At 62.3% G+C, this 17,587-nt stretch carries 18 protein-coding genes and 1 pseudogene; 12 read left to right on the top strand and 7 right to left on the bottom strand.

Annotated elements, in window-relative coordinates; all coding sequences use genetic code 11:
• Positions 1 to 3 precede the first annotated feature (3 nt).
• Positions 4 to 912: a LysR family transcriptional regulator gene (locus ACW4E8_RS01780; protein ID WP_456802939.1), complete on the bottom strand. Its 909-nt coding sequence runs from the start codon at positions 910 to 912 to the stop codon at positions 4 to 6.
• A gap of 96 nt (positions 913 to 1,008) precedes the next feature.
• Here ACW4E8_RS01780 and ACW4E8_RS01775 point away from each other — a divergent pair, with 96 nt between their 5' ends.
• From ACW4E8_RS01775 to ACW4E8_RS01765, 3 genes are read left to right on the top strand one after another with little or no spacing between them, the layout of a single operon-like run.
• Positions 1,009 to 4,422 (top strand): molybdopterin-dependent oxidoreductase, encoded by a 3,414-nt coding sequence (locus ACW4E8_RS01775; RefSeq protein WP_456803026.1) that lies wholly within the window; start codon positions 1,009 to 1,011, stop codon positions 4,420 to 4,422.
• 30 nt (positions 4,423 to 4,452) lie between these two features.
• Positions 4,453 to 5,397 carry a bifunctional Delta(1)-pyrroline-2-carboxylate/Delta(1)-piperideine-2-carboxylate reductase gene (gene lhpI, locus ACW4E8_RS01770; RefSeq protein ID WP_456802938.1) on the top strand — a complete coding sequence of 315 codons (945 nt, stop codon included), beginning with the start codon at positions 4,453 to 4,455 and terminating at the stop codon, positions 5,395 to 5,397.
• A 31-nt stretch (positions 5,398 to 5,428) separates the two neighbouring features.
• A complete protein-coding gene (locus ACW4E8_RS01765) occupies positions 5,429 to 6,877 on the top strand; it encodes a short-chain fatty acid transporter (protein ID WP_456803025.1) in 1,449 nt (482 codons plus the stop codon).
• Positions 6,878 to 6,934: 57 nt separating this feature from the next.
• Here the strand turns inward: ACW4E8_RS01765 and ACW4E8_RS01760 are convergent, their stop codons facing one another.
• Together ACW4E8_RS01760 and ACW4E8_RS01755 are read right to left on the bottom strand one after the other, a co-directional pair.
• Complete coding sequence (locus ACW4E8_RS01760) at positions 6,935 to 7,597, bottom strand: DsbA family oxidoreductase (RefSeq protein ID WP_010810636.1); 663 nt, start codon at positions 7,595 to 7,597, stop codon at positions 6,935 to 6,937.
• 131 nt (positions 7,598 to 7,728) lie between these two features.
• Positions 7,729 to 8,142 carry a hypothetical protein gene (locus tag ACW4E8_RS01755; protein WP_456802937.1) on the bottom strand — a complete coding sequence of 138 codons (414 nt, stop codon included), beginning with the start codon at positions 8,140 to 8,142 and terminating at the stop codon, positions 7,729 to 7,731.
• A 178-nt stretch (positions 8,143 to 8,320) separates the two neighbouring features.
• Here ACW4E8_RS01755 and ACW4E8_RS01750 point away from each other — a divergent pair, with 178 nt between their 5' ends.
• Complete coding sequence (locus ACW4E8_RS01750; protein ID WP_456802936.1) at positions 8,321 to 8,701, top strand: c-type cytochrome; 381 nt, start codon at positions 8,321 to 8,323, stop codon at positions 8,699 to 8,701.
• On the opposite strand, the gene soxR is transcribed toward ACW4E8_RS01750, so the two are convergent.
• On the bottom strand, positions 8,664 to 9,179 hold the full coding sequence (gene soxR, locus ACW4E8_RS01745) for a redox-sensitive transcriptional activator SoxR (RefSeq protein WP_456803024.1): 516 nt from the start codon (positions 9,177 to 9,179) through the stop codon (positions 8,664 to 8,666). The genes ACW4E8_RS01750 and soxR overlap by 38 nt on opposite strands.
• A gap of 172 nt (positions 9,180 to 9,351) precedes the next feature.
• On the opposite strand from soxR, the gene ACW4E8_RS01740 reads away from it, so the two are divergent.
• The gene (locus ACW4E8_RS01740; RefSeq protein WP_456803023.1) at positions 9,352 to 9,804 is read left to right on the top strand and encodes a RidA family protein; all 453 of its coding nucleotides are present in this window, start codon (positions 9,352 to 9,354) and stop codon (positions 9,802 to 9,804) included.
• Positions 9,805 to 9,973: 169 nt separating this feature from the next.
• On the opposite strand, the gene ACW4E8_RS01735 is transcribed toward ACW4E8_RS01740, so the two are convergent.
• Both ACW4E8_RS01735 and ACW4E8_RS01730 read right to left on the bottom strand, forming a co-directional pair.
• The gene (locus ACW4E8_RS01735; protein WP_114134091.1) at positions 9,974 to 10,360 is read right to left on the bottom strand and encodes a nuclear transport factor 2 family protein; all 387 of its coding nucleotides are present in this window, start codon (positions 10,358 to 10,360) and stop codon (positions 9,974 to 9,976) included.
• 105 nt (positions 10,361 to 10,465) lie between these two features.
• Entirely contained in the window at positions 10,466 to 11,359 is an 894-nt protein-coding gene (locus tag ACW4E8_RS01730; protein WP_456802935.1) for a LysR family transcriptional regulator, read from the bottom strand.
• Positions 11,360 to 11,446: 87 nt separating this feature from the next.
• Here ACW4E8_RS01730 and ACW4E8_RS01725 point away from each other — a divergent pair, with 87 nt between their 5' ends.
• Complete coding sequence (locus ACW4E8_RS01725; RefSeq protein ID WP_456802934.1) at positions 11,447 to 12,223, top strand: NAD(P)H-dependent oxidoreductase; 777 nt, start codon at positions 11,447 to 11,449, stop codon at positions 12,221 to 12,223.
• Positions 12,224 to 12,253: 30 nt separating this feature from the next.
• Here ACW4E8_RS01725 and ACW4E8_RS01720 read toward each other — a convergent pair.
• Positions 12,254 to 12,360 (bottom strand): annotated as a pseudogene (locus ACW4E8_RS01720) (tripartite tricarboxylate transporter substrate binding protein); the annotation flags it as partial.
• Between the two features lie 663 nt (positions 12,361 to 13,023).
• Between ACW4E8_RS01720 and ACW4E8_RS01715 the strand changes: the two are divergent.
• The 6 genes from ACW4E8_RS01715 (at position 13,024) to ACW4E8_RS01690 (ending at position 17,250) form a co-directional block, all read left to right on the top strand.
• Complete coding sequence (locus ACW4E8_RS01715; protein WP_456802933.1) at positions 13,024 to 13,881, top strand: hypothetical protein; 858 nt, start codon at positions 13,024 to 13,026, stop codon at positions 13,879 to 13,881.
• Between the two features lie 234 nt (positions 13,882 to 14,115).
• A complete protein-coding gene (locus ACW4E8_RS01710; protein ID WP_456802932.1) occupies positions 14,116 to 14,979 on the top strand; it encodes a hypothetical protein in 864 nt (287 codons plus the stop codon).
• Between the two features lie 118 nt (positions 14,980 to 15,097).
• Positions 15,098 to 15,496: a hypothetical protein gene (locus ACW4E8_RS01705; protein ID WP_456802931.1), complete on the top strand. Its 399-nt coding sequence runs from the start codon at positions 15,098 to 15,100 to the stop codon at positions 15,494 to 15,496.
• Between the two features lie 385 nt (positions 15,497 to 15,881).
• Positions 15,882 to 16,724, top strand: coding sequence for a hypothetical protein (locus ACW4E8_RS01700; protein ID WP_456802930.1), 843 nt, complete (start codon positions 15,882 to 15,884; stop codon positions 16,722 to 16,724).
• Complete coding sequence (locus tag ACW4E8_RS01695) at positions 16,724 to 16,852, top strand: hypothetical protein (RefSeq protein ID WP_456802929.1); 129 nt, start codon at positions 16,724 to 16,726, stop codon at positions 16,850 to 16,852. The genes ACW4E8_RS01700 and ACW4E8_RS01695 overlap by 1 nt, the downstream gene beginning before the upstream one ends.
• Positions 16,853 to 16,914: 62 nt before the next feature.
• A complete protein-coding gene (locus tag ACW4E8_RS01690) occupies positions 16,915 to 17,250 on the top strand; it encodes a hypothetical protein (protein WP_456802928.1) in 336 nt (111 codons plus the stop codon).
• Positions 17,251 to 17,587 lie beyond the last annotated feature (337 nt).

The following is a 17,587-nucleotide window of genomic DNA, read 5'->3' as shown; positions in this document are numbered from 1 at the left end:
CGTCTAACGCATGGTCTCCAGCAGCGCGATCCTCAGGAACTCTCGCAGCGCATGCGTGTGCTCGTCAGGTCCTGGATCGAGTCTCCAGATCAGGCCGACGTCCATGGATGGGACCCGGTCGGAAAGGCTGCGGCGCAGGATGCGCTGGCCCTCCAGTGACCACGGCCGGTAGACCAGGTCGGACAGGATGGAGACGCCGCGTCCCGCCGCTACCAGGCTGCGGACGGCTTCGATCGAGCAGCTTTGCAGGCGGACGCTCGGCGTGAGCCCGTACTGCCCCCAGTACTTGATCACGGTGGCAATATGCTCGTCCATGTCGAGCAGTATGTAGTCGTGCCGCGCCACGTCCGTCAGGCTGATCTGCTCGAGCTGCATCAGGGGGTGGTCAGGATGGCCCCAGAGTTGCCGTGGCGACCGAAGCAGTGTTTCGCAGCCGGTGTGATGCATCTCCGGCAGGTTGGAAACCAGCAGCAATGCCAGGTCGAGCTTGCCGGCCTGGATATCGGCCTCGATATCGCCGCGAGGCCTTTCCAGGATTTCGAGCTCGAGTAGCGGAAACTTTTGTTCAAGCGCCGGCAGCAGCTTGGGCAGCACGTACGCCGTGATGGTTTCGGTGACACCGAGGCGGATGGCGCCTGTCACCGCGCTGGGGGTCACCGCCGCGGCGCTGACAGCATCCCGTACCGCCGCCTCGATCTGCTGGGCATGCCGCAGGAAGCGGATGCCGGCCGCGGTCAGCTTTACGCCGGCTGCGTGCCGGGAGAACAGCGGGGCGCCTACGACGTCTTCCAATCCCTTGAGTGAGGCGGTCATGGACGATTGCGAAACATTGCAGCGTTGCGCCGCTCGCGACACCTGGCCCGTCTCAGCAATTGCCACAAAGTGCTGTATCTGTTTCAAGGTTGGGAGCATCGATTTTTCCGATATTGCAATGTCATAACTATGAATTAGCTATATCGCCCCATGCTAGCTAGCATCCAGCACGAATACAAGTTGCTGGAAGTGGCGATGAGCGAAGTCGAAAAGAAGGGGTTTTGCACGCTGTGTCGTTCCCGCTGCGGAACGATCAATGTCGTGAACGGAGACACCCTCGTTGCGGTCCGCCCGGATGGCGAACACCCCACGGGGAAGGCGATGTGCCTCAAGGGAAAGGCAGCGCCCGAACTCGTGCACAGCGCCGAGCGGGTGTTGCACCCGATGCGCAGGACGAACCCAAAAGGCGCAGCGGATCCAGGGTGGGTGCGCATTTCATGGGAGGAGGCGCTCGATCAGATCGCCGCGCGCCTGATTGAGGCGCGCACCACGCTGGGTGCGGAGTCGGTTGCCTTCGCCGTGACCACACCCAGTGGCACGGCGCTGTCGGACAGCATCGACTGGATCGAGCGTTTCGTCCGCCTCTACGGCAGCCCCAACATCTGCTACGCCACCGAGATCTGCAACTGGCACAAGGACTTCGCGCATGCCTTTACCTTTGGCTGCGGGATGCCGACGGCGGATTACCGCAATGCCGAACTGATTCTTCTGTGGGGACACAATCCCGCCAACACGTGGCTGTCGCAGGCAGAGGCAATCGGCGCCGGACGGGCCGCCGGCGCCAGGCTGATCGTGGTCGACCCGCGGCAGACCGGGCTGGCGGAAGAAGCCGATCAATGGCTGCGCGTGAAACCTGGCAGCGATGCCGCGCTGGCCATGGCATTGGCCAACCTGCTGATCGAGGCCAATGCCTTCGATATCGATTTCGTGGGGCAATGGACAAACGGTCCGCTGCTGGTACGCAAGGACAATGGCGCCTTGCTGCGCGGGCGCGACATCGGTATCGGGCAGGCAGACGCCTTTGTCGTCTGGGACGCCCACCAGCGCATGGCCGTGCCGGCGGGCGGCCAGTGCCATGATCCCGACCGCATCGCGCTGCGCGGAACCTTTGAGGTGACCGTTGGCGATCGCCATGACCAGACCACGCTGATGTGCCAGCCGGCGTTCGAGCTCTATGCGGCGGAATGCGCGCGCTATCCCGCCGATCGCGCGGCCCGGCTGACGTGGATTCCGGAGGGCGATATCCGCCATGCCGCGAGCATGATCGGCACGGCACGGCGCGTTGCCTATCACGCCTGGTCCGGCGTCGGCCAGCATGAGAACGCCACGCAGGCCGAGCGTGCGATTGCCTGCCTCTACGCGCTGACAGGCAGCTTCGACCGGCGCGGTGGCAACCGCATCTACCAGAAGCCGCCGTTCAATGCGGTGAGCCGCCTGGACCTGCTGAGTCCGGAGCAGGGGCGCAAGGCCCTGGGATTGTCCGAACGCCCGCTGGGGCCGCCCGCGCAGGGCTGGATCACCGCGCGCGACCTGTATCGCGCCATCACCGACAAGAAGCCCTATGCGGTGACGACGCTGATCGCGTTCGGCACGAATCCGCTGCTCTCGCAGCCGGATGTGGCAATGGGTGAGCGGGCACTGCGCGCGCTGCCGTTCTACGTGCATTGCGATCTCTTCGAGAACCCGAGCGCGAAGTATGCGGACATCCTGCTGCCCGTGAGCACGCCATGGGAACGCGAGGGGCTGCGCATCGGCTTCGAGGTTTCTGCCGAGGCTGAGCAGTTGGTGCAGTTGCGTCAGCGCATGGTCCCGCCGCGCGGCGAGGCGCGCTCGGACAATGAGATCGTGTTTGCGCTGGCGGCGTGCATCGGGCTGCAGGAAGCGTTCTTCGGCGCAAGCCTGGAAGCCGGCTGGGACTACATGCTCGCGCCGATGGGACTAACCGTGGCAGCGCTTCGCCACAAGCCGGAAGGGGTACGCATCCCGGTCGAGGACGCCGAGATGAAGTACCGCATGGGCAAATCGGTCAGGCCTTTCAATACGCCGACAGGCCTGGTCGAGCTGTACTCCGAACGGCTGCTGGCGCATGGCTATTCGCCTTTGCCCGGCTACCAGGAGGGAGATGCCGCGCGATCTGCGTTCCCCTATGTCTTGACGTCGGCGAAGAATGGCTACTACTGCCATAGCCAGCAGCGCGGTGTCGCGTCTTTGCGGCGCAAGGCGATGCTGCCGCGGCTAGATATCTCCAGGGAAGCCGCCGCGGCACGGGACATCCGCAGCGGCGACCCCGTGCGCGTCTCGACGCCGGGCGGCAGTGCGTTGTTCACGGCACGCATCGATCCTGGCCTGCATCCCGCCGTGCTGGTGGGCGAGTACGGCTGGTGGCAACGCTGCGACGCGATGGGGCAAGCACCGCTCGCCGTGCGTGGCGCGGAAAGTGCCAACTTCAACGGGCTGATCGACGCGCAGCGCCAGGATCCGGTCAGCGGCTCGTCGCCGTTGCGCGCCTATCGCTGCAGCATCGAGCGCGAAACCGCTTTCGATATCCGGCGCCGGCCGTGGGAAGGCTTCCGCGCCTTCCGCGTGGTGGCGCTGCGCAAGGAAGCCGCCGATGTCACGTCGGTGTACATGGCACCCACCGATGGCGGCCACCTGCCCGACTTTCTGCCGGGCCAGCACGCGACCATCCGGTTGTTCATCGGCGGCGGGCGGCAGGAGGTGATCCGGTCCTACTCGCTGACCGGACCCGCCGTCATGGCTGACCGCCAGTGCTACTCGATCTCGGTGCGGCGGGCAGTGGCGCGGCTCGCCAATGGTGAACTGGTGTCCGGCCGCGCCTCATCGTTCATCAACCAACAGCTCGCAGTCGGCGACGTTGTCGAACTGCGCGCGCCCGGCGGCACCTTTGTCATGCCGACCCGTACCGCGCGGCCCCTTGTGCTGCTTGCCGGCGGCATCGGCATCACGCCTTTCATCAACTTGCTGGAGTCATTGGCCGGCCAGGCGGAGCCGCCCAGGATCCTGCTGCTCTATGCGAACCAGAACGGTGCGACGCACGCCTTCAAGCGCAGGATTCGCGAACTGGAAACGGCGATTCCCACGCTGTCCGTGATCAATTACTACGATGCGCCGGCTGGCGGGGACATCGCCGGGCGCGACTTCCACGTGCATGGGCGCGTATCCGCCGACGCGGTCCCGCAAGCGCTGTTCGCCTTGCGCCCGCTGATCTACATGTGCGGCCCGGTCCCGATGATGACTGCCTTCGCCGAGGGCATGGCCGCCAGAGGCGTGCCGCACTTCGATATCCACAAGGAGATCTTTCGCTCTCCGGCTGTCGCGAAGATCGAGCACGGACAGGCATTCCAGGTGCATTTCCGCAAGTCGGGGGTCGTCCACCAATGGCGTTCCGAGGACGGCGCTCTGCTCGGCTTTGCCGAGGCGCGTGGCGTGCGCTTGCCCAGCGGGTGCCGCGTCGGGCAATGCGAAAGCTGTGCCGTCAGGATCGTTTCCGGGTCGGCGCACCACTTGCAAGGCGAGGCACCCGATGACCCCGGTGTTTGTCTCGCGTGCCAGGCCGTGCCGGCCAGTGACCTGGTGATCGATGCCTGATTCCCTTTCTACTTCTGACCCGATAACGCCATGCTGAATATCGATGCAGAGAGCGCCCGCGCGTCGCTCCCTTTTGACCGGCTTGTTGATGCACTCAAGGAAGCGTTTGCCTCTGGCTGCGAGGTGCCGCTGCGGCATAACCATACCGTCACCACCGCGCAGGGCCAGCAGGGGACGCTGCTGCTGATGCCGGCCTGGAGCCCGTCGCACGGATACCTGGGCGTCAAGACCGTCTCGATCTATCCCGGCAACGCCGGGCGCTCGCTGCCGGGACTGTTCTCGACCTACATCCTCTACAGCGTGGAGACCGGCGAGCCACTGGCGCTGATCGATGGGAACGAGATCACGTCCCGGCGCACCGCGGCCGCGTCGGCGCTCGGCGGCTCCTTCCTGAGCCGCAAGGACGCCAGATCCATGCTCTTGCTGGGCGCCGGTCGGGTGGCCAGCCTGGTGCCATATGCCTGGCGCAGCGTTCGGCAGATCGAGCGGGTCGGGCTGTGGGACATCAATCCTGCCCAGGGCCGCCGGCTGGCCGAACAGCTTTGCAGGGATGGCTTCGACGCATACGTCGTGGACAGGCTCGATACGGACACCTGCGCCGTGGACGTCATCAGCGCGGCAACGCTTTCGACCGAGCCGCTGATCCGTCGCGAATATCTCCGTCCCGGCACCCATGTCGACCTGATCGGTGGCTTTACGCCAGCGATGCGTGAAACCGATGACGCTTGCTTCGCGGACACCTCTGTGTTTGTCGATACGGACGAGGCGGCAACCAAGGCCGGCGACCTGTTGTCCCCGCTCGGCAATGGCGTGATTGCCCGGAAAGATATCCGTAGCGACCTTGCCGGTCTCTGCCGGGCCCGGCATGCAGGAAGAGTTTCAGACGATGAGATTACGGTCTTCAAGGCTGTCGGTACCGCCCTGGAAGATCTTGCCGCCGCGGCGATGTGTTTCGAAGCCGTGGCAAATAACTAGAACGATCAAGGAAACTGCCAAGGAGTTCAGCATGAAAGAGACAATGAGGATGGCATTTGCCGATGCCGGCAAGCCGCAGCAAGGCGGCCTGGAGAGCCTGGCCATACGGGTGACGAACTGGTCAGAGCGCTGGTTTCCGGATTCCTACATCTTTGCCGCGATTGCCGTCGTGGTGGTGGCGCTTGGCGCCATGCTGGTCGGGGCGCCGGCACCGGCCGTGGCGAAGGCATTCGGTGACGGCTTCTGGAGCCTGATCCCGTTCACGATGCAGATGGCCGTGGTGGCGATCGCCGGCTATGTGGTGGCGGTCTCGCCGCCGGCGTCGATGCTGATCGCGCGGCTGGCATCGCTGCCGCGCACGGCCCGCGGCGCGGTCGCGTTCGTGGCGCTGGTCAGCCTGCTGACGTCGCTGCTCAACTGGGCCATCAGCCTGATCTTCAGCGGCTTGCTGGTGCGCGCGATTGCCCGGCGTGGGGGCTTGCGCGTGGATTATCGGGCCGCGAGCGCGGCGGCTTATCTGGGGATGGGCGCAACGTGGGCGCTAGGGCTCAGTTCCTCGGCCGCGCAGCTACAGGCAAATCCTGCCAGCCTGCCGAAGTCGCTGCTGGATATCACCGGGGTGATCCCGTTCGCTGAAACGATCTTCCTGTGGCAATCGATGGCGATGACCGCCGTGCTGATTGTCGCGTCACTGCTGATCGCGTATTTTTCTGCGCCCACCGGGGAGCGGGCCCGCACCGCGGCCGATATGGGTGTAGACCTGAACGATGCCGACGAAGGCGTCGCGCGGCCGTCGCGCCCTGGCGAGTGGCTGGAATACAGCCCGCTACTGACGCTGGCGCTGGTGGCGATGGGCGCAAGCTGGCTCTGCCAGGAGTTTTCCGCAAAAGACCCGATCCTCGCCATCTCCAACCTGAACACCTACAACTTCCTCTTCCTGCTGCTCGGTATGTTGCTGAACTGGCGCCCGAAGCGGTTCCTGCGCGCGGTGGCCAGGTCGGTGCCGTCGACCTCGGGCGTGCTGATCCAGTTTCCGCTGTATGGCGGTATCGCTTTCATCCTGACCAAGGCGACCGGCGTCGACGGTGCGACGCTATCCCATCATCTCGCGTCGGCCTTTGTCTCGATGGCGACCACCGAATCGTTCTCCGCGGTCATGGGCGTGTATTCGGCCGTGCTGGGGTTCTTCGTGCCGTCGGGCGGCGGCAAGTGGATCATCGAGGCTCCGTACGTGATGCAGGCCGCCAATGAACTGCAGGTCCACCTGGGATGGGCGGTACAGGTCTACAACGCGGCCGAGGCGCTGCCGAACCTGATCAATCCCTTCTGGATGCTGCCGCTGCTCGGCGTGCTGGGGATTCGGGCCAAGGATGTGGTCGGCTTCACCTTCACGCAGTTGCTGGTGCACACGCCGCTGGTGCTGCTGATGCTGTGGGCGTTCGCCACGACGCTGCCTTACCATCCACCGGTCATGCCTTGAGTCCCGGGAGGAACGTCGGCAGGGCGACTGAGGTGTCGCCCTGCGATCGAGGCAGGTTCACCCGTTCGCGGGCTGCTGCTGCGCCTCGGCCACGATCTCCCGGATCGCCTGTTCGAAAGCCTCCACCGGCTGCCCGCCGGTAACCAGATAGCGATTGTTGAAGATGATGGACGGGACTGACTGGATGCCCATGCGCTGGTACTCCTGGATTTCCGCGCGCACCGCATCGGCATAGTCATCGCTGTCCAGCACCTTGCGCGCCGCCGCGGCATCCAGGCCGACGGCCTGCGCGGCTTCGACCAGCACCTCGTGATTGCTCGGGTCCTTGCCGTCGGCATGGTAGGCGCGCAGCAGCGCCAGCTTCAGTGGCAGCTGCTTGCCTTCCAGGCCCGCCCAGTGCAGCAGCCGGTGGGCATCGAAGGTGTTGTAGACATGGGTGCGCTCGCCAAACGGAAAGCCCACGCCGGCGCCGCGCTCGCGGATCATGGCCTGGGTCTCTGCGATCTGCGCCGGGGTGCGCCCGTACTTCCTGCCGAGATAGTCGACGATCGCCTCGCCCTCCGGGCGCATCCCCGGGTTGAGTTCAAACGGATGCACGACGATTTCGGCATCTACCGCATCGCCAAGGCGCTGCAACGCGAGTTGCAGCGAAGACAGGCCGATGGCGCACCAGGGGCAGGCAATGTCGGAGACGAAGTCAATCTTGATGGGTTGGGGCATGGCTACTCCTGGCGTGGGCAGGGGTGTGGCCCCGGCCCGGATCTGGAAATTGCCGACAGGGTAGCCTGACTGGCGAATCCTTGCAGGCGGGCACCGCGGCCGTGGCCGGGCGCCCGCCCCATAAGAACCCGTCAGTCCCAGCGGCGCCCGTGGCCGTGGCCGTCATTGTCGCCATGACGATGTGCCCATTCGCGCTCGCGCCAGTCGCGGCGGTTGTCTCGATAGCCTTCGCGGTAGCCTTCCCGGTAGTAGCCCCGGTGGTAGTCCCTGCGATAGCCGCGGTCATAGTCATAGCGTACCGGCACCGGTGCCATCACGACGGGGCGCGGTGCCACCACTACCGGGCTGGGCGCATAGGCAACCGGAGCCGGCGCATACACCGGCGCAGGGGCATAGACCGGGGCCGGATGATAGACCGGCGCCGGCTGGGCCACCACCACGCCCGGCACGCCGATGCCGATATCGATATTCACACCGGCGTAAGCCCCGGCGCTGGCCACCAGCATTGCACCACCTGCTACCGCCATTGCGATGATTCGTTTCATGGTTGCCTCCCAAGGGGCGTTGGACATGGGCTCACTGTAGGGGGCGGGCTTGTAATATGGGGCGCGCGAAGTGTTGCAAGTGTGACGTGGTGTAACCCTGCTGCAGGGCTGGGACGTCCTGGCTACGCCTGTATCATGCAACCCCGTTGCCGAAGCTCTTTCCTTCCTTAGCTGCTCCATGCGCCGAACCGCCTTTGTCCTGCTGGCCCTGACCGCCTTCACCGCTATCCCTACCGCAGCCACTGCCGCCGCCGATATCCAGGCCGGCAAGGCGCTGTTCACCACGCGCTGCGCCTCGTGCCACCACGTCGGCCGCAACGCGCGCGCAGGCTTTGGCCCGCAGCTCAACGGCATCTTCGGCCGTGCCGCTGGCGGCACCAGTGATTTCCAGTATTCGGAGGCGATGCGCGCTTCAAAGGTGGTGTGGTCGCATGACACGCTGCGTGCCTTCATCCATTCGCCGGGCAAGGTCGTGCCTGGCACGAAGATGCGCTTCTGGGGGCTCAGTGATGACAAGCAGATCAGCGATCTGCTGGCTTACCTGCAGACATTGCAGTAGGCGGGAAATGCGGCCCCGGCCCTTCCCCGGCCAGTGCGTCATGCGGATTGCGCAACGGACACGCCTTCAACGACAAACACCCACACCCGATACACCCATCTAGCTGGTCACGCAATTGCGTGAGCGTACGGATGCGTTCATCGAGGTCATCGCGCCAGCTGGCCGACAGCCGGCGCCAGTCGGCCACAGTGGGCGCACGCCCGTCCGGAAGCTTCTGCATGGCGTCGGCGATCACCGCCAGCGGCAGCCCCATGCGCTGCGCCACGCGGATCACGGCCAGCCGCCGCAGCACGGCGCGCGCATAGCGGCGCTGGTTGCCGACGCTGCGGGTGCTGGCGATCAGGCCGCGCGATTCATAGAAATGCAGGGCGGATACGGCGATGCCCGTGCGCGCGGCGACTTCGCCGACGGAGAGCAGTTCTTCTGAAGGCGCGGCACGGCGCCGGCGCGGTGAGGGGGGCTTGTTCGCGGAGGCCATCGCCAGTGGAAGACACCAGTGGAACTGAGGAATGCCCATGCTACCACCAAGGCCGCGCTTGACCTCAAGCTAAGTTGAGGTTCGATACTTGCGACTCCACTGTTCGCCACGCCTCAATACAGAGCTGATGACCATGTTCCCGTTCTCGCCCTCATCCTTGCGTTCACCCTCGATGCCCGCGCTGCCTTCAATGCCCACCCTGCCGGTCGCCCGCCCCAATTCCTCGCTGAGCCTCATCAATCCCGAGGGCCTGTACGACCCGCGGCCCAACGGCTATTCGCATGTGGCCATGGTGGAAGGCCCGGCCCGCATCGTCTATATCGCGGGGCAGGGCGGTGAGGACGCGGCAGGCTGCCTGCCGCTCGATTTTCCGCGCCAGGTGGCGCGCGCCATGCAGAACCTGCGCATCGCGCTGCAAGCGGCAGGCGCTGACGTGGGCGATGTGGCCAAGCTCACGGTGCTGGTGGTTGACCACTCGCACGACCGCCTGCGCACCTTCGGCGCGGCGCTGCGCGAGATGTGGGGCGACAAGCCAACGCCGGCCTGCACGCTGATCCCGGTGCCGCGGCTGGCGCTGGACAACATGCTGTTCGAGATCGAAGCGACGGCGGTGCTGCCGGGCTGAACGCAACTCAACGACTGCGTGATCGCCGAAGTGGCGCGCGTGGTCGGGCGGGAGCGGATGAAGGCAATGTTCCTTCGGGCCGATGCCAAAGGCAGGATTGCCTGCAGCCGCAAAGTAGGCCCGGGCTGCTGCACCGCTGCGGCGATTTGCCGCAGCGGCTGTCCCATCCTCAGCGCGGTGCGGCGCTGAAAGTCTTGTTGACGATCTTCCAGACGCCGTCGATCTCCAGCAGCGTCATGTAGTCGGTGAAGGTCACGCCCGGGTATTCCAGCACCACCTTGGCGACGCCGGCATTGCCCACCACATCGAACTGCGTGATAAAGCGCTTGCGCTGCGCCTCGTCCGCTGCGGGATGGCCGGGGCAGCGCGCCGAGGTGAATTCCTCGACCGTCAGCGAATGCAGCTTGCCGTCGCGGAACGAGACGATGCGCGCGTCGGCGGCAAACGCCTTGTACATGAATTCGGCCTTGCCGGTGATATGGCCCTGCAGGTAGTCCTCGATCGGCGCGAGCGCGGCCACGTGGCGGGAAGTCAGGCCCGTTTCTGAATACGTCATAGTCTCCTCCAAAACTGGGGCGGCACCGGGCACCACCCCATGCCGCAGCGTTGAAAGCGATGATTGTATTCCAGTTTTGTATGCAAACGTGCGAGGCAGCGCCGCTCAGACCGATGTGGCGATGAGCTCACGCAGCCAGCGGTGTGCCGAATCGCGATGCACGCGCTCCGGCCACAACATCGACATCTCATAGCCCGGTACGTCGACTGGCGGTTCCACCACCTTCAGTCCCGGCACGCCGTGCACCAACCGCTCGGGCAGCATCGCCACCAGATCGGTGCTGGCAACGGCCGACGTGACAAACAGGAAGTGGGGCACGGACAGCACGACACGCCGCTGCATGCCGGCCAGTGCCAGCGCCTCGTCGGTGACGCCGTAAAAGCCGCCGCCGTCCGGCGACACGATCACGTGGTCGAGCGCGCAGAACTGCGCCAGCGTGGGCCTCCGCTTCAGCCGCGGATGGCCGGCGCGGCCCACCAGCACATAGCGCTCGGTAAACAGCGCGCGCCGGTGCAGGCCCGGCGGCGAGCCATCGGTGGTGTGGAAGGCCAGGTCCAGTTCGGCGCGCTCGGCCTGCCGGGCGATACGCGGTGGCACCATCTCCACCACGGCCAGGCGTGCGCCGGGCGCCGCCATGCGCAGCGCCTGCAGCGCCGGCAGCACGATGGTCGATTCGCCATAGTCGGTCGCGGCCACGCGCCAGGTGTGGGTCGAGGCAGCAGGATCGAATGGACTATCAGACGAAACCGCGTGCTCCAGCGCGCCCAGCGCTTCGCGCAACGGTTCGCGCAGCGATTCCGCCTTGGCGGTGGGGCGCATGCCGCGCGGGCCCGGCAACAGCAGCGGGTCGCCGAAGTAGTCGCGCAGCCTGGACAAATGCACGCTGACCGAAGGCTGCGACAGGTGCAGCCGCTGCGCCGCGCGGGTCACGTTGTGCTCGGACAGCAGCACATCCAGCGTCACCAGCAGGTTCAGGTCGAGCCGCCTGAGATTAGTCATGACAATACCTGGGATATTGGATATTCATTTCTAATATAACGGAAGACGGCCTATGCTGGCTTCACTCAATCATTGGAAGCCGCTGTCATGAACGTATTGCTTGTCTATGCCCACCCGGAACCGAGGTCGCTCAACGGGGCGATCCGCGACTTTACCGTGCAGCGCTTGCGCGGTGCCGGGCACCAGGTCCAGGTCTCGGACCTGTATGCGATGCAGTGGAAGGCGCAGCTCGACGGCGCCGACACCAAGGCCCGGCCCGGCGACACGCCGTTCCATCCGTCACTGGATTCCAAGCACGCCTTCGAGAACGGGCTGCAGAGCGATGACATTGCGCATGAGCAGGAAAAGCTGCGCTGGGCCGACACGGTCATCCTGCAGTTCCCGCTGTGGTGGTTCTCGATGCCGGCCATCCTGAAGGGCTGGGTCGAGCGCGTCTATGCCTATGGTTTTGCCTACGGCGTCGGCGAGCACTCTGACGAGCGCTGGGGCGACCGCTATGGCGAAGGCAGCCTCGCTGGCAAGCGCGCCATGCTGGTCGTCACGACTGGAGGCTGGGAATCGCACTACAGCCCGCGCGGGATCAATGGCCCGATCGACGACATCTTGTTCCCGATCCACCACGGCATCCTGTACTACCCCGGGTTTGACGTGCTGCCGCCGTACCTCGTGTATCGGACCAGCAAGGTTGATGAGGCGCGCTTTGCTCAGATTCGCGAGGAGTTGGGCGAGCGGCTGGATGCGCTGGGGACGACCGCACCGATGCCGTTCCGGCGGCAGAACGCGGGGGACTACCAGATTCCGCAGCTGACGCTTCGCGAGGACGTTGCGCCGGGAACGGTGGGGTTCGCGGCGCATTTGGAATAGGGACGGCAACCGACAGCCGCCCAGGCGGACTTACTCCGCCCGAATATCGGCCCGCGGCGCATCTCGGGCAATTCCTTCTCCACCCGCGCTTTTACCGCCGCGCCATTGCCATAGGCCAGCGTCAGCGCCGACTCGATCCGGACCCCGGCAGGCTTTACGGTGCAAATAGGGATCTGACGCCGACGCGTAATTCGCCCGCGACAGCGCTATTCCCGGCATCGACAGCACCGGCTCGGCCACGAACCCATTCTGAGGGCGGCGCTGTAATCTAGCCGAACGACAAGCATCGCGACTGTGTGCCGCTGGATTTGTTCAAGAGCGCGCCGTAGGACATCTCAAGAGCAAATGTAAACAATTGCCATAAACAAAGGAGTGGGCCAGATCGCTCGCGGTATCCTGGCGCGACCCAGCACTGGACGCGATCCCGGACTGATATTAGAGAATTTAGTTTCTGATCATATTTATTTATATTCAGAATCTTCTGGTAGTTCTTGGGGAATATTCCCGCATGATCAGGAAAGTGGACTTGGTATGATGAGTCCGCCAGGATTCTTAGAGGCGTGTTCTATTGCTCTCTAATGTTCTGGTCCGCTGGTGGCCTTGGATGAGTGCGTTGCACTCACTCTTTGAGAGTAAGAATGCCAGACTCGATTTCGCTTTGGGGAAGCAACGAAGATCGCCTGTCACAGTTTTGTGCGGTATATCTTATTTGCGCGAGGACCATCGTGTCGATGAAAAGCGGTTGCTGTAGTAATGGAAAATAAGCGAAGGGGCAATGCAGCATGTTTGGTCGCGCACCAATGAAGCTAGTCAAGAATCGTCGGTTGCTTGATGCGACGTTGCTTGCTGGCGCAATCATTCTTGCTTCGGTCGTGCTCTGGGCCCACGCCCAAGAGCGCCACGACCTGCCACCATTTGACTACAAGAAGGCGAAGCAGCTTTCGCCGGAAAAGAGGGCCGAATACGAACGAAGTCTGTTCAACGAACTGGATGATTGGAACACCGGCACGCCCAAGTACATGGGCAAGGACGGAACCACCCGGCGTGAGGCCGACTGGGTGAGCATGGCCCAGAACGGCTATGAACTGGCGTATATCACGCTGCAAATTCTCCAGCCGTCCACTGGCATTCGCTACGCGGTAAAGAAGCCCCTGGCCCGACTTAACGAATTGGCTGATCGCGGAGATGCAAGCGCCATGTGCTTGTACCCACTTCTCAGCAACATGGGGTCGGAGCGGGAGCGAGCCGAGTACAGGGAACAAGCCCGTGCATATTGGCGGCGCGGCGCGGAACTCGGGCATCCGGCGTGCCTAAGTCGCGTCGGATTCTTCCTTATGACCGGCATCCAGGGATTCCCCAAGGACGTGCCGGCAGGGTTCGATGCTTCCGTCAAGGCGGAACGGGCGGGATATGACGGAGCCGGCTCAATAGCGGTATACATCGCCCGGCAGGAGATGATTAGCCCTATGGAATGGACGAGGTACTACTGCTGGCAGACACATGCTAGCCAGTACAGCACCTATGCCAATCCTAAAAGCGTCTTGCGTGAAGTGAGGAACCAAACGGAAATGTCCGAGAGCCGGATTCTTGCCGACAGGCTTGAAGCCTGGCATCCGACACTGGATGAATGCATTGCTCTTAAGCTTGGAGATAGCTGATGGCTGGACCGGCGGCCCAACACTGGGACGCGATCTCGGTGGATGAGTGCGTTCACTCAAGTTTGGAGAGCAAGAATGCCCGACTCGATTTCGCTGTGGAGAAGCAACGAAGGTCGCTAGCCAAAGATGACCCGGTTTTTCGTGGGCGGTGCACTCGTGCATCCATGAAAAGCGGTTGCCGTAGTAATGAAAAGATAATCGAAGGGGCAATGCGGAATGTTTGGTCGCTCACCGATGAAGCTAGTCAAGAATCGTCGGTTTCTTGATGCGACGTTGCTTGCTGGCGCAATTATTCTTGCCTCGGTCGTGCTCTGGGCCCACGCCCAAGGGCGCCACGACCTGCCACCGTTTGACTACGAGAAGGCGAAGCAGCTTTCTCCGGAAAAGAGAGCGGGGTACGAACGGAGCCTATTCAACGAGTTGTATGCCTGGAACACGGGCTCGCCAAAGTACATGGGCAAGGACGGTACAAATCGCCGTGAGGCTGATTGGATGGCCATGGCTCAGGACGGCTATGAGCTGGCGTATATCACGCTGCAAGTTCTCCAGCCGTCCACCGGTATTCGCTATTCCGTAAAGGAGCCACTGACGCGACTTACCGAATTGGCCGATGGCGGAGATGCGGGGGCTATGTGCTTATACCTTAACTTGATTGACGCAGACCCCAAAGGCAAAGAAGCAAAGTACATTGATGCGGCATTTGCCTATCTACGAAGAGGGGCTGAACTTGGCCATCCAGCCTGTTTGCGGAATGTTGGATCCTTTTCCCTGAGAGGAATTTATGGATTCCAGCGGAATGTTGCTGAAGGGTTCGATGCGGAAATCCGATCGGAGCGAGAAGGCTATGGTGGCGCCGCGTCTATAGCTATTTATCTCGCACGCAAACCAATCATCAATGATGCGGACTGGCAGCGACTCTATTGCTGGCAGCAATTGGCTTCGAAATACGTAGTCTATTCAGAATTCAACACGGTAATCTTTCAGCTTACCAATTCGCTCAAGAACCCCAGTACACACAATGTGGCGTTGGCAGAACAGCTAGCCAAATGGTCACCGTCCTTGCATGAATGTGTTGCACTTGGGCTTGGAGATGAATGATGGGAACACTCTAGGCACAGTATGTTGCGCGGCGTCTGTATTACTGCTTGCTCAACCTCAAGAGCTACTTCGAGTCCTTCATGTTGACAAAATATACCGTCAGTATTTTTGGCGAACCATGTCGGACGGTTCGATTGATCAGGCTTTCCGAGATGACATTAAAGCCGGTGGGTTGTTATCTGGTGGAGTTTGGAACGGGGCCTATTACTACGAAGGACGTGTGGATGCTCCCCCACGATGGGGCGCCAGTCTAAACCGTGACGCTGGTGCCGAATTCGCCCTCGATAGCGCCGTTCCCGGTACCGACTGTACCGGCGCGGCGACGACCCCATTCGAGGGCGAGGCCGACATCAAGCTGAACGACCGTCTCCCCGATTGCGTGCTGCTGGTGTTCCAGAACCCGTCGCCGCAGGACATCTCACGAGCAAATGTAAACAATTGCCATGAACAAAGGAGTGGGCCAAATCGCTCGCGAAATCCCGGTGCGGCCCAGCACTGGACGCGGATCCCCGACTGATACTAGAGAATTTGATTTCTGATATTACTATCTCTATTCGGAATATTCTGGTAGTTCTTGGCGAATGTTCCCACATGATCGGGAAAGTGGACTTGGTATGATTTGTGCACCCGGATTCTTGAAGATGTGTTCTAGCGCTCTCCCTAGTTTCGGTTCACTGGTGGTCTTGGATGAGTGCGTTCATTAAAGCTTGGAGAGCAAGAATGTCAGCTCGATTTCGCTGTGGAGAAGCAACGAAGGTTGCCAGCCAAAGATGACCCGGTCTTCCGTGGGTGGGGGCACTCGTGCATCCATGAAAAGCGGTTGCCGTAGTAATGAAAGATAATCGAAGGGGCAATGCAGAATGTTTGGTCGCTCACCAATGAAACTCGTCAGGAATCGTCGATTGCTTGATGCGACGTTGCTTGCTGGCGCAATCATTCTTGCATCGGTCGTGCTCCGGGCGCACGCCCAAGAGCGCCACGACATGCCCCCATTTGACTACGAGAAGGCGAAGCAGCTTTCGCGAGAAAAGAGAGCGGGGTATGAACGGGACCTGTTCAACGAGCTGTACGCCTGGAACACGGGCTCGCCAAAGTACATGGGCAACGACGGTACAAATCGCCGTGAGGCTGATTGGATGGCCATGGCTCAGGACGGGTATGAGCTGGCTTATATCACGCTGCAGGTTCTCCAGCCGTCCACCGGTATTCGCTACTCCGTCGACAAGCCCTTGGCTCGACTTACCAAATTAGCCGCTGGCGGAGATGCCGGGGCAATGTGTTTGTACACCTATCTCATTGATAGAGATCCTGCAGGGAAGGAGGCGAAGTACATTAAACCCGGTTATGCATACAAGCAACGAGGTGCGGAGCTTGGACATCCGGCTTGCTTGCGGGATGTTAGCTATTATCTGATGACCGGAATTCACGGGTATCCGAAGGATGTGCCAGCAGGTATCACCGCAGCCATAGGGGCTGAACGTGCAGGCTACGGCGGGGCACGACCCATAGCTACCTATCTTGCGCAGCAATCAGCAGAAAGCGATGAAGAGTGGACAAGGCTCTACTGTTGGCAGTATCTGGCAAGGCGCTACACCGTCTATTCAGATCTCAATACTGTAATTTCACAGCTTCGCGACCCCTTCAGACGACCACCGAGGCCGACGTATTTCGCACTTGCAGACAAGCTTGAAAGGTGGGCACCTTCATTGAGCGAATGCGTTGCCCTTGGCATGGGAGATGATTGATGTCTGCGTTACAAGATCAGTGGATAAACCAAGCGCAGCAATTGCGCGCAGACTTATTGCGCTTGGAGAATGCGGTACTTAAGCTCTCCGGCCTCAACCTGTCCAACGCCATTCAAGACGGCAACTGACTGGGCATTGCTGTTGCCAGTGCCAACCTTGGTAGCGCCAGGCGGCGGCTCTCTACGCCAACATGCTCAAGGACGAGGGTATTGCGGCGTATCAGACCGGTGCCACCGCCGCAGGGAACAGTCTCATGGAATCGGCCGGCGCCATGGGGCAGGTGGCGGGAGGCCTCGCCCTGGTTGTGAGCACGGTGACGTTGGTCATGGCGATCGAGGACGGGAATGGCTATCAGATTGCCAGCGCCGCGCTGAGCACGGCCGCGGCCGGTATGGCGGTCGCCGGGTACACGTCGTATTGCCCTCGCTCGCCTCATCGCGCTACCGCCGCCCGTCAGGCGGCCCACCAGAGGTCGTGGCTGCCATCGCCAACTTGGCTCGAACCCGGCGGGCTTTGCGGGTACTAATAAGGCTCCTGATGCTGGCGAGTAGCTCGCCCTCGATAGTGCCATTTCCGGTACCGACTGTGTGCCGGCTCGGCGACGACCCCATTCGAGGGCGAGGCCGACATCAAGCTGAACGGCCATCCCCCCGATTGCGGGCTGCTGGTGTTCCAGAGCCCGTCGCCGCAGGACATCTCACGAGCAAATGTAAACAATTGCCATAAAAAAGGGAGTGGGCCAAATCGCACGCTATATCCTGATGTCGCCCCAACACTGGACGCGATCCTCGGACTGATGTTAGAGGATTTAATTTCTGATCTTATTATTTATATTCTGAATTTTCTGGTAGTTATTGGGGAAT

It is taken from the genome of Cupriavidus sp. CP313 (genome assembly GCF_054072015.1).
The sequence above is the reverse complement of the archived record's forward strand: the minus strand, read 5'-3'. Positions and strand labels throughout refer to the sequence as shown.

What these genes read in the sequence shown, in the direction of transcription:
- ACW4E8_RS01780 (WP_456802939.1), bottom strand. Translation starts at nt 912, where the DNA reads ATGCTCCCAACCTTGAAACAGATACAGCACTTTGTGGCAATTGCTGAG.
- ACW4E8_RS01775 (WP_456803026.1), top strand. Translation starts at nt 1,009, where the DNA reads ATGAGCGAAGTCGAAAAGAAGGGGTTTTGCACGCTGTGTCGTTCCCGC.
- lhpI (WP_456802938.1), top strand. Translation starts at nt 4,453, where the DNA reads ATGCTGAATATCGATGCAGAGAGCGCCCGCGCGTCGCTCCCTTTTGAC.
- ACW4E8_RS01765 (WP_456803025.1), top strand. Translation starts at nt 5,429, where the DNA reads ATGAAAGAGACAATGAGGATGGCATTTGCCGATGCCGGCAAGCCGCAG.
- ACW4E8_RS01760 (WP_010810636.1), bottom strand. Translation starts at nt 7,597, where the DNA reads ATGCCCCAACCCATCAAGATTGACTTCGTCTCCGACATTGCCTGCCCC.
- ACW4E8_RS01755 (WP_456802937.1), bottom strand. Translation starts at nt 8,142, where the DNA reads ATGAAACGAATCATCGCAATGGCGGTAGCAGGTGGTGCAATGCTGGTG.
- ACW4E8_RS01750 (WP_456802936.1), top strand. Translation starts at nt 8,321, where the DNA reads ATGCGCCGAACCGCCTTTGTCCTGCTGGCCCTGACCGCCTTCACCGCT.
- soxR (WP_456803024.1), bottom strand. Translation starts at nt 9,179, where the DNA reads ATGGCCTCCGCGAACAAGCCCCCCTCACCGCGCCGGCGCCGTGCCGCG.
- ACW4E8_RS01740 (WP_456803023.1), top strand. Translation starts at nt 9,352, where the DNA reads ATGCCCGCGCTGCCTTCAATGCCCACCCTGCCGGTCGCCCGCCCCAAT.
- ACW4E8_RS01735 (WP_114134091.1), bottom strand. Translation starts at nt 10,360, where the DNA reads ATGACGTATTCAGAAACGGGCCTGACTTCCCGCCACGTGGCCGCGCTC.
- ACW4E8_RS01730 (WP_456802935.1), bottom strand. Translation starts at nt 11,359, where the DNA reads ATGACTAATCTCAGGCGGCTCGACCTGAACCTGCTGGTGACGCTGGAT.
- ACW4E8_RS01725 (WP_456802934.1), top strand. Translation starts at nt 11,447, where the DNA reads ATGAACGTATTGCTTGTCTATGCCCACCCGGAACCGAGGTCGCTCAAC.
- ACW4E8_RS01715 (WP_456802933.1), top strand. Translation starts at nt 13,024, where the DNA reads ATGAAGCTAGTCAAGAATCGTCGGTTGCTTGATGCGACGTTGCTTGCT.
- ACW4E8_RS01710 (WP_456802932.1), top strand. Translation starts at nt 14,116, where the DNA reads ATGAAGCTAGTCAAGAATCGTCGGTTTCTTGATGCGACGTTGCTTGCT.
- ACW4E8_RS01705 (WP_456802931.1), top strand. Translation starts at nt 15,098, where the DNA reads ATGTCGGACGGTTCGATTGATCAGGCTTTCCGAGATGACATTAAAGCC.
- ACW4E8_RS01695 (WP_456802929.1), top strand. Translation starts at nt 16,724, where the DNA reads ATGTCTGCGTTACAAGATCAGTGGATAAACCAAGCGCAGCAATTGCGC.
- ACW4E8_RS01690 (WP_456802928.1), top strand. Translation starts at nt 16,915, where the DNA reads ATGCTCAAGGACGAGGGTATTGCGGCGTATCAGACCGGTGCCACCGCC.